Genomic DNA, 13,062 nt, shown 5'->3' with positions numbered 1-13,062 from the left:
TTCTCTCAACGTCGAGCGCTCGTCCCCGCACGCTCCCTGTTTCCTATCCAGGTCTCACACCCCGGGAGCGCGCCATGCGCCGGTCAACCGCCTTCGCGAGCCTCGTCGCCACGTCCCTCGTCGGGGCACTGCTGGCCTCCGCGCCGGCCCAGTCGGCAACACCCGCCGCACCCGAGGCATCCACCGCCACCGACGCGCGGATCCGGGTCTCCGGTGACCTGCTCAGCACCGCGGTCGAGCGCCGCGGCGAGCGCCAGTGGCACGCCGTGCGGGTCGACGACCGGGTGCTCCCGGTCTCCGGCGAGACCCTGGACACGATCCTGCCCGGCAGCCGGGTCAGCCTCGACGTCGCCGTGCCACAGCAGGTCGTCGACGCCGCCGAGGACGGCCGCACCCTGCGCATCCCCGGTCCCGTGGGCACCCCCAGCACCCACGAGCTCGACCCCGGTGACGTCGACGCGGCCTCGGACGACACCCCTTCGCCCCTCGGGTCCGCGCTGGGCCGGGCCACGGCCGCCGCGGCCCTGGCCCCCGACTCCCCGGAGCTGGAGGTGACCGAGGTCGTCGCGGCCGCGGCGCCGGCCGCCGCGACCTACACCCCCGCGACGCGCACGATCACCTACGTCGCCGTCACGCCGAAGGGCCTGACCCGCGAGCCCGTGACGAGCGCGACCGCGACCGGGCAGGTGGCCTCGACCGACTCGTACTGGCAGGACAACTCCCGCTCGACGCTGCAGATCGGCGCCCCGACGATGCGAGCCCAGTACACCTCCGTGCACAGCTGCTCGACCGCGAGCCCCTTCGACTACTGGAGTGAGGCCGCCGACCGCCTCGGGTGGTCCTGGGTGGACAACGCCAGCCTCGTGCTCAACTTCCCCCGGTCGGCGACGGGCGCCGGGTGCGGGTACGGGTACGGCACCCTCGGGTCCGGGCCCAACGACGGGGGCATGCTCTCCGTCTCCGACACCGCCTGGCCGGTGCTCGCCCACGAGCTCGGGCACAACATGTCCTTCGGCCACGCCAACTGGCTGGTGTGCGCCGGACGCACCGACTCCCGGCTCGTCGACGACTGGTGGCCCTCGGACTGCACCGAGTACGAGTACGAGGACGGCTTCGACGTCATGAGCTACTCCGGACCGAGCTCGGCAGCGATGCTGTCCACGCCGCAGGCACTGAAGGTCGGGACCCTCGAGAGCGTCGCCGCCGTGACCGTCGGCGCGGGAACCACCTCCGTCACCCTCAAGCCGCTGTCAGGTCGCGCCGGCATCCGCGCAGCGAAGGTGACCAACTCGATCACCGGGACGACCTACTACGTGGAGTACCGCACCGCCTCCGGGCGCGATGCCTACACCCCCACCGCGGCGGTGCCGGGGGTGCGCATCCTGCGCTACAACGGCCTCTCCGGAGCGAGCGTGCTGCTCGACCCGACACCCAACTCGGCGCCGGACGCCAACGGGGTCCTGACCGCCGGCAAGACCTTCTCCAGCCACGACGGCCGCGTCAAGGTCACGACGGTCTCGACGAGCAGCAGCCAGGCGGTCGTGACGATCTCGTACAACGCGACGCTGCGCCTCTTCACCAACACGGCGGTGCCGAAGATCACCGGCACGCGGGGGGTCGGCAAGCTGCTCACCACCTCGAACGGCTCCTGGTCCCCGACCCCGACGTCCTACGGCTACCGGTGGTTCCGCAATGGTGTCGCGATCACGGGAGCCACCGCGCGCACCTACACACCGAAGACCGCCGATGCCGGCCGCTACCTCAAGGTGAGGGTCACGGCCAAGCGTGCCGGGTACAAGAACAAGTCCTCCACCTCCTACCGCGTCGGCATCCCGATCCACTTAACGACCCGTCCGTACATCAGCGGGACGCCCGCTGTGGGGCGGACCCTGACCGCCAGGGTCGGGGCATGGACCCCGAAGCCCTCGAGCTACCGCTACCGGTGGTACCGCAACGGCAACCCGATCACGGGGGCGACCGCCAAGACGTACACGGTCAAGCGGATCGACCGGGGGAAGAGGATCAAGGCCCGGGTCGGTGCCCTCCGCACCGGCTACGTCAGCGGCTCGGCGGTCACGTACAGCAAGCTAATCCGGTAACCGACACCTACGATGCGGGCATGATCCGCCCCGGACTGGCACGCGTCGTCGGCGCCTCGATGGAGCCGACCCTGCGCGAGGGCGACCTGCTGCTCGTGCTCTGGGGCGCCCCGGCCCGGGTCGGCTCGCTGGCGATCGTCCGTCTCCCCCGCGACGCGCACGGAGCGCCCCGGCCGGTGTCGGTCAAGCGCGTCACCGGCCCCGACCCGGCGGACACCGACCGGTGGTGGGTCGAGGGGGACAACCCGGGCGTCGGCGTGGACTCGTGGCTGGTGGGCTCCCTCCCCCGCTCGGCGGTCCTCGCCCGGGTGGTACTGCGAATACCTTGCAGGAGAGCCTCCTTCACGTGACGTCGTCGGACCTGACGAGTAGGTTGAGGACAGCGCCGTTCGCATGACGGGCGGCAGCAACCGACCACGAGAGGAAGGCACCACATGCGTCTTCGCGACATCTTCCAGATCACCGAGGTCAGCGCCCACTGCGACCTCCCCTGCGGCGTCTACGACCCCGCGCAGGCTCGCATCGAGGCCGAGTCGGTCAAGATGATCATCCAGAAGGCCAACGAGAGCGACGACCCGGACTTCCGCGCCCGCGCGATCGTCATCAAGGAGGAGCGCTCCGAGCTGGTCAAGCACCACCTGTGGGTGTTGTGGACGGACTACTTCAAGCCGCCGCACTTCGAGAAGTACCCGCAGCTGCACGTGCTGGTCAACGAGGCCACCAAGCTGGCCGGTGCCCAGGGCACCAAGGGCACCTTCGACGAGGGCAAGGCCGACGAGCTCCTGTCCAAGATCGCCGAGATCGACAAGATCTTCTGGGAGACCAAGCAGGGCTGAGCCCGCTCGTCCCGATCGTCGGGGGTCCACTGCACACGGTGCGGTGGGCCCCCTTCGTCATGACCCACCGCTGGCTGAGGTGCGAGGAGCCCTGCGACGAGCCTCGAAGCCACCCTCACCCCCCTCCCGCTGGTTGAGGCGAGAGTCCGCGCAGCGGGCGAACCTCGAAACCAGCCCGACCTACACCACCAACGCACCCTCGCTGACGAAGACCTGCTCGAGCGCCGCGACGACGTCCGGGTCGTACTCGTACCCCAGACCCAGGTGCAGCCGCTCCAGGGCCACCTGCCGGGCCCGCGGGGAGCGCGCACCCTCGGTGACGTCGTCCCAGGCGTTGGCCACGCGCACGATGCGCGACTCGAGGGGGATGCGGTCGCCGAACTCACGCGACTGGCGGAAGGGTGTGCGCACCTGGTCCAGCAGCGGCAGCAGCTCCTCGAACATCGGTGCGCTGCCGACGATCCGGACCGTGGTCTCGGCGATCCGGTCCTGTGCCTGGGAGGAGGCGTTGAGCGTCCTGCCGCCCGGCAGCGGCTCCGGCAGACCGAGGTGCCCGAGGTCGTGCAGCAGGGCCGTGCGCTCGATGCGCTGGCACACCTCCGGATCGACACCCATGACGTTCGCGATCCGCACCGCGATGTCGGCGACCCGGCGCCCATGGCCGGGGCGGGAGAAGCCACTGACCTCCGGCAGGCGGGACATCGCGGCGATCGACTCCTCGAGGTCGCGGCGGCTGTCCTGCACCCACTGGACCGCGAGGTACATCATCAGCACCGGCAGGAGGAGCAGCGGGATGGCCACCCAGTCGAGGACCGGGTGCGCCACGGCGATGAGGGGACCGGCGGACGCCGTGGCCGCGGCGATCCCGGCAAGCGGACGGATCTCGTCGGTCACCATCCGCAGGAGCGTGCCGCCCTCGTCGAGCCAGATGATGGCCTTCTCCAGGACGCTCTCGAAGACGCCGCCCACGGCCGCCACCGCGAGGAGGGCGAAGACCGCCCACGAGCGACGCGTGCCGTCCGCGAAGGCCCACTCGACCACGGTGGTGTCGCCGATGCTGACGTCCCGCGCCAGCACGGCGGTCAGCGTCATACCGAGGAATCGGGCGGCGAGGGACCCCTCCACGACCTGCTTTCCCCGCAGTCGGCGGATCAGTCCACCGACAAGCATGCTCAACCAGACGATGGTCAGGACCGAGGCAGCGCTGGGTGCCCGCCCGTCGAACGAGAGGGGAGCGAGGATCAGCCCGAGAGCCGGCGCCGTCGTCAGCGGCGTCAGGACCCGCTGGGCCAGGCTGATCGGCATCTGCATGCCGATGATGATCGCGATGATCGCGACCACGACGAAGGGGGTGAGAGCCGGCCCGTCCAGGTCTCCCCGGATCGCGGCGAACGAGCCGACGAGGACGGTGAAGGCGAAGAGGATGAGCCCGGGTGTGATGCGCCTCCTGGTCATCGGCCCACCGCCGGGAGTTGGCCTCGCCCGTGGGCTCGGCGCAGGGCGTTGACGCACACCTCGTCGAGATGGGTCCCTACGCGGTCCTCGCAGAGCCGGACCGCTTCCTCGGCGCTGCACCCGTCCGTGACGGCGTCGCTCCAGGCGTCGGCGACTGCGAGGACCCGACTGCCGAGAGGGATCTGGGCCCCGACCAGACCATCCGGACGTCCCTGACCGTCGACACGCTCGTGGTGGCCGGCGATGTACGTCAGTGATCCGTCGAGGAAGCTGACCTCACCGAGGACGGATGCCGAGGCCACCGCATGGTCGCGGCGGATGATCGCCGGCGGCTTGTCCTCGAGCGCGAGCAGGCCCACGTCCCGCAGACGAGCGGCCATGACCACCTTGTCGACGAAGGACGGCCGCAGCCCAACGGCCGCCGCGATCGCACTGGCAGCGCCGGCTGCCAGACGGCTGGATTCGCCTGCTCCCGGACGCCGTGTGTCGAGCGCCGTGACGAAGGGGGCGAGCACGTCGCGGCGAACCGCCCACTCCCCCGCCAGCTGCCGCAGGCTCCACTGGATGACGACGATCGACGGCAGGAAGAACAGCGCCGAGATCCACCCCAGTCGTGCGGGGGACCACAGGACCACCAAGATGTAGGCCGCGACGAAGGACGTGGCGTAGGAACTGACGACCCGCAGCGTCACGTTCCGGATGATGAAGTCCAGCGACCCACCCGAGTCCCGCTGGAGCACTCCCGCCAAGAGCGCAGTGTTCATGAGTGCCGCGCCGGCCGTAGCAACAACCATGGTGAGGGCCAACGCGACCAGGTCTATGTCGACAAGTGCCGGCCTGAGGCCAACTCCACCCACCGCGGAATATGCCAACGAGCCGGCCAGGACGAGGAGCACACGTTGGGCCACGTTGAAGATCTTCTTGACGGCTTCATTGCGCTCCGTGAGCGAGGGAACCACAGAGACCAGCGCTGCTCCCACGGCACCGGTGAGCGGGATGGCCGCCAGCTGGACAATGGCCGAGACGGAGAACTGGATCGGGCCAATCGCCTGCGGGCGCCCAAACGATGCGAAAAAGGCCGCCACCGCCAGTGCGATCACCCAGCTGATCGGCCGAGGTGTCCCGGCAACAGCCACAGCACAGACGAACGTCGCTACTGCCGCCGTGGCGACAGTAGCGACGTAGAGAGTTGTCGAGCGGGGGCCTTCATGAGGCGAAGGCGCCGCCGTCAACCCCCTAGGACGTGAACTCTTCTGCTCGCTCAGGCCCACTCGACGTTGTCGGTGGAGGCGGCCCACTCAACGTTGCGATTGGACGCAGCCCACTCGACATTGCGCGTGGACGCGGCCCACTCAACGTTGAGAGTGGAGGCAGCCCACTCGACATTGAGGGACTTCGCCCACTCGACGTTCCCCTGAGTGCTGGCGCCACCAATGAGGCCGCCGAGGGAGAGGGCAAGGGCGGAAGCGGCGAGCATCATCTTTGTCTTCATAGTGCACATGATGCCAGTAAAATGGTATGGCGGGAAGGAATGTGGTGATCATTTCTTGCCGTGTCAGAATTATTCCCCTGACCACCGGGCCGCTGATCGGCCGAGTACACCGACCCCGAAGGAGTCACCATGAGCAAGCGCGCTCGCAAGCGTCGTGACCGCAAGAAGAAGAACGCGAACCACGGCAAGAAGCCGAACGCCTGAGTCCGCGACTCAGCCGACGAAGGGGGCCGCGCCCGGATGACACCGGGCCGGCCCCCTTCGTCATGCCCCAGCCCCGGTGGCTGAGGTGCAAGGAGCGGTTCCTGAGGAAGCTTGCGAAGCAAGCGTCTCGAAGGGCTGCGACGAGCCTCGAAGCCAACTTCAGCGTGATTTCGAGGCTCCGGCCGCGGGCGGCCTCTGCACCTCAAATCACCCAGGCACCCGGTGGCTGAGGTGCGAGGAGTTCTGCGACGAGCCTCGAAGCCACTGCCCTGTGGATAATCCCCCTTCGCCACGAGCCCGACCTGCTGTGCTGGAGCCATGGCGCACATCTACATCCTGCGCTGCGGCGACGGCAGCTACTACGTCGGCAGCACGCGCAACCTGCAGCACCGGATGCAGCAGCACGCCGTCGGACGAGGCGCCGTGTACACGAGCACCCGCATGCCGGTCGAACTCGTGTGGGCACATGAGACCGAGCGCGTCACCGAGGCGTATGCGTTGGAGAAGCGCATCCAGGGCTGGTCACGCGCCAAGCGCGAAGCGCTGATCCGGGGAGACTTTGCGGCGCTGCCGGGCCTGGCGAGGCGGCGTGGTGGTCGGGCGCCGGAGTGAGCGTGATTTCGAGGCTCCGGCCGCGGGCGGCCTCCGCACCTCAATCACCGTGTGGGCACCTCGGGCGCAGGCGGCCTGCGCACCTCAATCACCGGGTCGGCACCTCGGCCGCGGGCGGCCTCCGCACCTCAATCACCGTGTGGTGGGGGCTCCTTGGAATGAGGGGGCGGGCGATGACGTTGGACCTCGCGAGAGAACTGCTAGGGACAGGAGCCGGACTTGCTCGTGCTGCACGCCGGAGAGCGCACCGCCACCCCACTAGGGTGGAGTGCGATGACCGACCCCACGACCGACGATCTTGAGGCACAGGCCCAGGCCGATGCCGCAGTTGACGTCGAGACCGAGACCACCGAGCAGCGCCGTGCGCGCTTCGAGCGCGAGGCGATGCCGCTGCTCGACCAGCTCTACTCCGCGGCGCTGCGCACCACGCGCAACCCGACCGACGCCGACGACCTGGTCCAAGAGACCTACGCGAAGGCCTTCGCCGCCTTCCACCAGTACCGCCCGGGGACCAACCTCAAGGCGTGGATGTACCGGATCCTGACCAACACGTACATCAACACCTACCGCAAGAAGCAGCGCGAGCCGAAGCAGTCGGACAGCCCCGAGGTCGAGGACTACCAGCTGCACAAGGCCGAGCAGCACACCTCCAAGGGCCTGCGATCCGCCGAGGTCGAGGCTCTGGATCGGATGCCCGACAGCCAGGTGAAGCAGGCCCTGCAGGACCTGCCCGACGACTTCCGGATGGCCGTCTACCTCGCCGACGTCGAGGGATTCGCCTACAAGGAGATCGCCGAGATCATGGGGACCCCGATCGGCACCGTCATGTCGCGTCTGCACCGCGGCCGTCGCCAGCTGCGCGAGATGCTCACCGACTACGCCGCCGACCGCGGGGTCGCTGCCGCGAAGGAGAACCAGTCATGAGCCATGACGAGCACGTGGACTGCTCGCAGGCGCTCTACCGGATGAGTGAGTACCTCGACGGCGAGATGACCACCGAGGACGCCCGCGAGATCGCACGGCACCTCACCGAGTGCGCCCCCTGCCTCGAGGAGCACGAGCGCGAGCAGATCATCAAGCAGCTGATCCGCCGCTCCTGCGCCCGGGAGACCGCCCCCCAGGAGCTGCGCACCACGATCATGCAGCGCATCACCACCATCTGCGACGACGGGTCGTGGTCCGAGGTCACCCAGGTGCGGCGCGTCAGCGAGGGCTGAGGCTGGTTTCGAGGCTTCGGCCGCGGGCGGCCTCGCACCTCAACCACCGTTGGACGCCTACGCACCTCAACCAGCGTTGGACCATAACCACCGTGGGATGCCGGCCCCGTTAGGGTGACGGCATGCGCGTCCTCGTTACCGGCGGAGCCGGGTACATCGGCTCCCACACCGTCGTCCAGCTCGTCGCCGCGGGGCACGAGGTCGTCGTCGTCGACAGCTTCGTCAACTCCAGCCCGGCGGCCATCCCGCGTCTCGAGGCCCTGACGGGCTCGCCGATCGAGACCCACTCCTTCGACGTCCGCGACGAGGACAAGATCTCGGCGCTCTTCGCCGACCGCCCCTTCGACGCAGTGATCCACTTCGCCGGCCTGAAGGCCGTCGGCGAGTCGAGCGTGATCCCGGTCGAGTACTACGACAACAACCTCGGCACGACCTTCGCCCTGCTGCGCGCCATGAAGCGTCACGGCGTGGGGACCATCGTCTTCTCGTCCTCGGCGACCGTGTACGGCGAGACGACCGAGGTCCCCATGCACGAGGACCTGCCGACCTCCTCCACCAACCCCTACGGGTGGACCAAGGTCATGCAGGAGCAGATCCTCACCGACGCGGCCCGCGCCGACGAGAACCTGCACGTCGCGCTCCTGCGCTACTTCAACCCGGTCGGCGCCCATGCCTCCGGCACGATCGGTGAGGACCCGCAGGGCATCCCGAACAACCTGATGCCCTTCATCGCGCAGGTCGCGGTCGGTCGGCGCGATAAGCTGCAGGTCTTCGGCGACGACTACGACACGCCCGACGGGACGGCACTACGCGACTACATCCACGTCGAGGACCTCGCGGCCGGCCATGTCGCGGCCCTGGAGCACCTCAAGACCCACCCCGACGTGCGTGTGCGGGCGTGGAACCTCGGGACGGGGCGGGGATCGTCCGTGCTCGACATGGTCCGCGCCTTCGAGGCGGCCAGCGGACGCCCCCTTCCCTACGAGATCGCGCCTCGACGCGCGGGCGACCTCGCGGTCTGCTATGCCGACCCGTCCCGCGCAGAGGCCGAGCTCGGCTGGCGCGCGGAGCACACCATCGAGCAGATGTGCGCCGACACCTGGCGCTGGCAGTCGAACAACCCGCAGGGGTACGAACCCGCCGGGTGACGTAGACCCCTGGGCCGAGCGACGCACCGCGGGGAGTGGCCGCAACGCAGCTGAGCGCAGGGCCGCGTTCTGCGGCCCTGCGCTCATCTCGGGTGTGGTGGTGGTTTCGAGGCTCCTCGCTGGCGCTCGTCACACCTCAACCACCGGGGGTGCGCTCGTCACACCTCAACCACCGGTTGGGGCTCAGCGGGCGTAGACGTGCCGGGTCTTGCGGGCGCGGGCCTTCAGGCCCTTCATGCCCTGCGTCCGCAGGATCTGGATCGTCTGCCGCAGCGAGGTGTCGTTGGGCAGCGACAGGCGGATGATCTCGCTCCACGCCGAGCCGACCTGCTTGTGCAGCGGACCGGTGACGTACTCCAGGCCGTACTTGTCGAAGAGCGCCTCGATCTTCGGGGCGATCTCCGGGTAGCGGCGGCTGGGCATGTCGGGGAAGAGGTGGTGCTCGATCTGGTAGCTCAGGTGACCGGTCGCGATGTGCATCGCGGTCGAGCCGGTGATGTTCGCCGAGCCGAGCATCTGGCGCAGGTACCACTCGCCGCGGGTCTCCCCGACGATCGAGTTCTTGGCGAAGGTCTTCACCCCGGCCGGGAAGTGGCCGCACATGATGACCGAGTGCGTCCAGTAGTTACGCACGAGGTTGGCGACGACGTTCGCGCCGAGGGTGGACAGGGCGTTCGGCCCGGCCAGCAGCGGGAAGAGCAGGTAGTCCTTGCCGGCCTGCTTCTTGATCTTGTTGACGACCTTCTTCGCCTCGGCCATCCACTCCGGGTTGTCGTGGCGGGTCGCCCAGTGCTTGCCCAGCTCGAGGTCGTACGCCGCGATGCCGTACTCGAAGAAGGTGGCGTTGATGAACTGGGTGACCGGCTGGATGAGGTAGCCCGGGTACCACTTCTGGGCGTCGTCCACGCGCATGATGCCGTACCCGAGGTCGTTGTCGTGGCCGACGACGTTCGTGTACGTGTGGTGGACCTTGTTGTGGCTGTTCTTCCAGTGGTCCGCCGGGGTGACGTTGTCCCACTCCCACGTCGAGGAGTGGATCTTCGGGTCACGCATCCAGTCCCACTGGCCGTGGATGATGTTGTGCCCGACCTCCATGTTGTCCAGGATCTTCGACGCGCTCAGCGCGGCGGTGCCCGCCACCCACGCGATCGGGTTGCCGGAGAAGAACAGGGCCGCGCGGCCACCGATCTCGAGGTAGCGCTGGGCGGCGATGACCCGGCGGATGTACCGGGCGTCCTTCTCCCCCAGCGAGTCCATCGTCTCGGTGCGGATCTCGTCGAGCTCGCGGCCGAGCTGCTCGATCTGCTCCGGGGTCAGGTGCGCGATCGGGGACGGCGACATGGTGACGTCGGTGTGGATCACCTCCGACGAGCCGCCGGTGATGCGGGCGTCGGTGGTGCGGGCAGTGGTGGGGCGCTCGAGGGTCGCAGTCATCACTTCTCCTGGGTCTCGATGGTGCAGGTACCGGCGACGGCGGAGATGCAGGTCTGCACCTTCACCGGCGGGTCGTCCGGGGTGGTCGTGGTCAGGTCGCCGTTGCGCAGGTCGCGCACGGCGCCGTCGGTCATGGGCAGGACGCAGCCGAAGCAGATGCCCATCCGGCAGCCGCTCGGCATGAGGACGCCGGCGTCCTCCGCCCCGTCGAGGATGGTGGTGCCGCCGTCGAGGTCGAGGGCCTTCTGCTCCTCGCCCGTGCGCAGGGTGGCGGTGCCCCCTTCGCCGACCTCGATGATCGCCGGGCGGAAGCGCTCCACGTGGAGCAGCTCGCTGCGGCCGTGCGCCGCGTAGTGCTCCTCGAAGGCGTCGAGCATCGGGGTGGGTCCGCAGATCCACGTCTCGCGCTCGCGCCAGTCGGGCACCTGCTCCTCGAGCTGGTCGGGGGTGAACATCCCCTCGTGGTCGGTGTGGCGCACCATGACGCGCACGCCGGGGGCCGGGTTGGCCAGCTCGCGGGCGAAGATCACGTCGTCGGCCGTCGGCGCGGAGTGCGCGTGGACGACGTCCCGCCCGTCGAAGTCGTGGTTGCGCAGCATCCCCATGACGGGGGTGATGCCCGAGCCGCCGGTGAGGAAGAGGACCTTGGCCGGCACCGACTGCGGCAGCATGAAGTCACCGGTCGCCTGGTCCAGCTGGACCAGCGTGCCCGGGCGCGTGTGGTGGACGAGGTGGCGGGAGACGACGCCGTCGGGCATCGCCTTGACGGTGATCGAGATCAGCCCGTCGCGTGCGCTCGTGTCCGAGGTCAGCGAGTAGGCGCGCCAGCAGCGCACACCGTCGACGTCGACGCCCAGGCGGATGTACTGGCCGGGCTGGTGACCCTGCCAGTCCCTGCCGGGGCGGATGGTGATGGTGGCCGCGTCCGCGGTCTCCGGGGTGATCGCGACGATGCGCCCGCGCAGGTCGGCACCGGAGCGAAGGGGGGCGAAGAGATCGAGGTAGTCCTCGGGGATGACCGGCGTGGCCAGCCCACGCGCAAAGCGCGTGGCGGTCTCGCGGGCTCGGGTGAGAGTCGTGGTCATGTCTCCATCCTCCCGCCTCAACTGCCCACGGTATTGATCCTGCGCGAGTAGGATCTGACCGAGGTATTTGTTCACGGGAGACAAGTGGGGTGCTGGTGATGGATGACGAGCCTTCGCAAGAGCCTAAGCAGTTGCGAAAGGAAGGGGCGGGGAACTCGCAAGAGCCTAAGCAATTGCGAAAGGAAGGGACGGGGAACTCGCAAGAGCCCAAGCAGTTGCGCAAGGACGGCGGGCGGACCGCCCAACGCGCCGCGGCGCTCGCCCTCGACGAGGCGACGGTCGACGCCCTTCGCCAGCACCTGCCACGGGTGGCCAAGCTCGTCGTCGCCGAGATCATGCGCGAGGTGCCCGCCTACGACGTGCCCTTCCAGGGACGGATGGGGCGGGTGATCGAGAAGGCCGTGCAGGTGTCGCTGGAGAGCTTCGTCTCGCTCGCCGGGCAGACCATCCCGCGCTCGGACGCGCAGGTCGGCGTCGGTGTCGCCGCCGCCCGCGACCTCGGGCAGGCCGAGGCGCGCACCGGCCGCCCCGTCGAGGCGCTGCTGTCGGCCTACCGCGTGGGTGCCGGCGCCGCGTGGCGCGAGCTGTCCGTCGAGGCCATCGCCGCCGGGGTGGACGCCGCGACGCTCGGGCGCTTCGCCGAGCTGGTCTTCACCTACATCGACGAGCTGTCCGCCGCCTCGGTCGCCGGGCACAACAGCCAGACCACGAGCGCCGAGCGCGCCCGCATCGTCCACCTCGACCGGTTGACCCGCGGGCTGCTCACCGGCGCCGGGGAGGCCGAGCTCGACGCCGCGACGTCCGCCGCCGCGTGGACCCCGCCGCGCACCCTCACCGCCGTGCTGGTGCCGAGCCCACGCCTGGGCACCACCGCCGCCGTCCTCGACCCGCGCACGCTCACCCTCTCCGAGGACCTCCCCGAGCGCGAGGCGCACCCCGTCACCGGGCAGGCCGTGCTGCTCGTCCCCGACGCAGGGGGCGGGGCCCGCGCCCACCTGCACGAGGTCCTCGAGGGCCGCCCGGCCGTCATCGGCCCCGCCCGCCCGTGGCAGCGCGCCGGGGAGTCCTACGAGAGGGCGGTGCGGGCCCTGCCGCTGGCCCACGAGGACGCCCCGCTCGACACCGACGCGGTGCTGCCCGAGCTCGTCCTGCACGCCGACCCGAGGGCGTTGGCCGACCTGCGCGAGGCGGCGCTGGCCCCCTTCGCCGACGTGGCCGAAGGCACCGCCGAGCGGCTCGCCGAGACGCTGCGCGCGTGGCTGCTGCTGCAGGGGCGGCGCGAGATCGTCGCCGAGGTGCTGCATGTGCACCCGCAGACCGTGCGCTACCGGATGAACCAGGTGCGCGACCTCTACGGCGAGCGCCTGACCGACCCCGACGAGGTGCTGGCGATCATCCTCGCGCTCGGTTCACGACCCTAAGCAGATGCGCCAATCCCGCGCAGGAGCCTAAGCAGATGCGCCAATCCCGCGCAGGAGCC

13 protein-coding genes are annotated in these 13,062 nt (G+C 69.6%); 8 read left to right on the top strand and 5 right to left on the bottom strand.

The window, feature by feature from the left end:
- The first annotated feature begins 74 nt into the window (after nt 1-74).
- The 3 genes from PVE36_RS03965 to sodN all read left to right on the top strand — a co-directional run bounded on the left by PVE36_RS03965 (nt 75) and on the right by sodN (nt 2,935).
- Nucleotides 75-2,099 carry a hypothetical protein gene (locus PVE36_RS03965; protein ID WP_277454715.1) on the top strand — a complete coding sequence of 675 codons (2,025 nt, stop codon included), beginning with the start codon at nt 75-77 and terminating at the stop codon, nt 2,097-2,099.
- A gap of 20 nt (nt 2,100-2,119) precedes the next feature.
- Complete coding sequence (locus PVE36_RS03960; RefSeq protein WP_277454714.1) at nt 2,120-2,449, top strand: S26 family signal peptidase; 330 nt, start codon at nt 2,120-2,122, stop codon at nt 2,447-2,449.
- Between the two features lie 84 nt (nt 2,450-2,533).
- Nucleotides 2,534-2,935 (top strand): superoxide dismutase, Ni, encoded by a 402-nt coding sequence (gene sodN, locus PVE36_RS03955; protein WP_277454713.1) that lies wholly within the window; start codon nt 2,534-2,536, stop codon nt 2,933-2,935.
- A gap of 180 nt (nt 2,936-3,115) precedes the next feature.
- Here the strand turns inward: sodN and PVE36_RS03950 are convergent, their stop codons facing one another.
- The 3 genes from PVE36_RS03950 to PVE36_RS03940 all read right to left on the bottom strand — a co-directional run bounded on the left by PVE36_RS03950 (nt 3,116) and on the right by PVE36_RS03940 (nt 5,882).
- On the bottom strand, nt 3,116-4,390 hold the full coding sequence (locus PVE36_RS03950; protein ID WP_277454712.1) for an HD domain-containing phosphohydrolase: 1,275 nt from the start codon (nt 4,388-4,390) through the stop codon (nt 3,116-3,118).
- Nucleotides 4,387-5,490 (bottom strand): HD domain-containing phosphohydrolase, encoded by a 1,104-nt coding sequence (locus tag PVE36_RS03945; protein WP_277454711.1) that lies wholly within the window; start codon nt 5,488-5,490, stop codon nt 4,387-4,389. Before PVE36_RS03945 ends, PVE36_RS03950 begins: the two co-directional genes overlap by 4 nt.
- A 161-nt stretch (nt 5,491-5,651) precedes the next feature.
- Entirely contained in the window at nt 5,652-5,882 is a 231-nt protein-coding gene (locus PVE36_RS03940; protein WP_277454710.1) for a hypothetical protein, read from the bottom strand.
- Nucleotides 5,883-6,404: 522 nt separating this feature from the next.
- On the opposite strand from PVE36_RS03940, the gene PVE36_RS03935 reads away from it, so the two are divergent.
- From PVE36_RS03935 to galE, 4 genes are all read left to right on the top strand, one after another.
- Nucleotides 6,405-6,698 (top strand): GIY-YIG nuclease family protein, encoded by a 294-nt coding sequence (locus PVE36_RS03935; protein ID WP_277454709.1) that lies wholly within the window; start codon nt 6,405-6,407, stop codon nt 6,696-6,698.
- 273 nt (nt 6,699-6,971) lie between these two features.
- On the top strand, nt 6,972-7,622 hold the full coding sequence (locus PVE36_RS03930) for a sigma-70 family RNA polymerase sigma factor (protein ID WP_277454708.1): 651 nt from the start codon (nt 6,972-6,974) through the stop codon (nt 7,620-7,622).
- Nucleotides 7,619-7,915 (top strand): mycothiol system anti-sigma-R factor, encoded by a 297-nt coding sequence (rsrA, locus tag PVE36_RS03925; protein ID WP_277454707.1) that lies wholly within the window; start codon nt 7,619-7,621, stop codon nt 7,913-7,915. The genes PVE36_RS03930 and rsrA overlap by 4 nt, the downstream gene beginning before the upstream one ends.
- A 122-nt stretch (nt 7,916-8,037) precedes the next feature.
- Nucleotides 8,038-9,063, top strand: coding sequence for a UDP-glucose 4-epimerase GalE (gene galE / locus PVE36_RS03920; RefSeq protein WP_277454706.1), 1,026 nt, complete (start codon nt 8,038-8,040; stop codon nt 9,061-9,063).
- Nucleotides 9,064-9,246: 183 nt separating this feature from the next.
- Here galE and PVE36_RS03915 read toward each other — a convergent pair whose 3' ends face one another.
- Nucleotides 9,247-10,497, bottom strand: a complete 1,251-nt coding sequence (locus PVE36_RS03915) for an acyl-CoA desaturase (protein ID WP_277454705.1) — start codon at nt 10,495-10,497, stop codon at nt 9,247-9,249.
- Nucleotides 10,497-11,582, bottom strand: a complete 1,086-nt coding sequence (locus PVE36_RS03910) for a ferredoxin reductase (RefSeq protein ID WP_277454704.1) — start codon at nt 11,580-11,582, stop codon at nt 10,497-10,499. The genes PVE36_RS03915 and PVE36_RS03910 overlap by 1 nt, the downstream gene beginning before the upstream one ends.
- 173 nt (nt 11,583-11,755) lie before the next feature.
- On the opposite strand from PVE36_RS03910, the gene PVE36_RS03905 reads away from it, so the two are divergent.
- Nucleotides 11,756-13,003, top strand: a complete 1,248-nt coding sequence (locus PVE36_RS03905; protein ID WP_277454703.1) for a PucR family transcriptional regulator — start codon at nt 11,756-11,758, stop codon at nt 13,001-13,003.
- Nucleotides 13,004-13,062: the final 59 nt, after the last annotated feature.

Source organism: Janibacter sp. DB-40 (assembly GCF_029510815.1).
In the GTDB taxonomy this organism is placed as follows: domain Bacteria; phylum Actinomycetota; class Actinomycetes; order Actinomycetales; family Dermatophilaceae; genus Janibacter.
This window is presented reverse-complemented; position numbering and strand designations above follow the sequence as displayed.

What these genes read in the sequence shown, in the direction of transcription:
- PVE36_RS03965 (WP_277454715.1), top strand. Translation starts at nt 75, where the DNA reads ATGCGCCGGTCAACCGCCTTCGCGAGCCTCGTCGCCACGTCCCTCGTC.
- PVE36_RS03960 (WP_277454714.1), top strand. Translation starts at nt 2,120, where the DNA reads ATGATCCGCCCCGGACTGGCACGCGTCGTCGGCGCCTCGATGGAGCCG.
- sodN (WP_277454713.1), top strand. Translation starts at nt 2,534, where the DNA reads ATGCGTCTTCGCGACATCTTCCAGATCACCGAGGTCAGCGCCCACTGC.
- PVE36_RS03950 (WP_277454712.1), bottom strand. Translation starts at nt 4,390, where the DNA reads ATGACCAGGAGGCGCATCACACCCGGGCTCATCCTCTTCGCCTTCACC.
- PVE36_RS03940 (WP_277454710.1), bottom strand. Translation starts at nt 5,882, where the DNA reads ATGAAGACAAAGATGATGCTCGCCGCTTCCGCCCTTGCCCTCTCCCTC.
- PVE36_RS03935 (WP_277454709.1), top strand. Translation starts at nt 6,405, where the DNA reads ATGGCGCACATCTACATCCTGCGCTGCGGCGACGGCAGCTACTACGTC.
- PVE36_RS03930 (WP_277454708.1), top strand. Translation starts at nt 6,972, where the DNA reads ATGACCGACCCCACGACCGACGATCTTGAGGCACAGGCCCAGGCCGAT.
- rsrA (WP_277454707.1), top strand. Translation starts at nt 7,619, where the DNA reads ATGAGCCATGACGAGCACGTGGACTGCTCGCAGGCGCTCTACCGGATG.
- galE (WP_277454706.1), top strand. Translation starts at nt 8,038, where the DNA reads ATGCGCGTCCTCGTTACCGGCGGAGCCGGGTACATCGGCTCCCACACC.
- PVE36_RS03915 (WP_277454705.1), bottom strand. Translation starts at nt 10,497, where the DNA reads ATGACTGCGACCCTCGAGCGCCCCACCACTGCCCGCACCACCGACGCC.
- PVE36_RS03910 (WP_277454704.1), bottom strand. Translation starts at nt 11,582, where the DNA reads ATGACCACGACTCTCACCCGAGCCCGCGAGACCGCCACGCGCTTTGCG.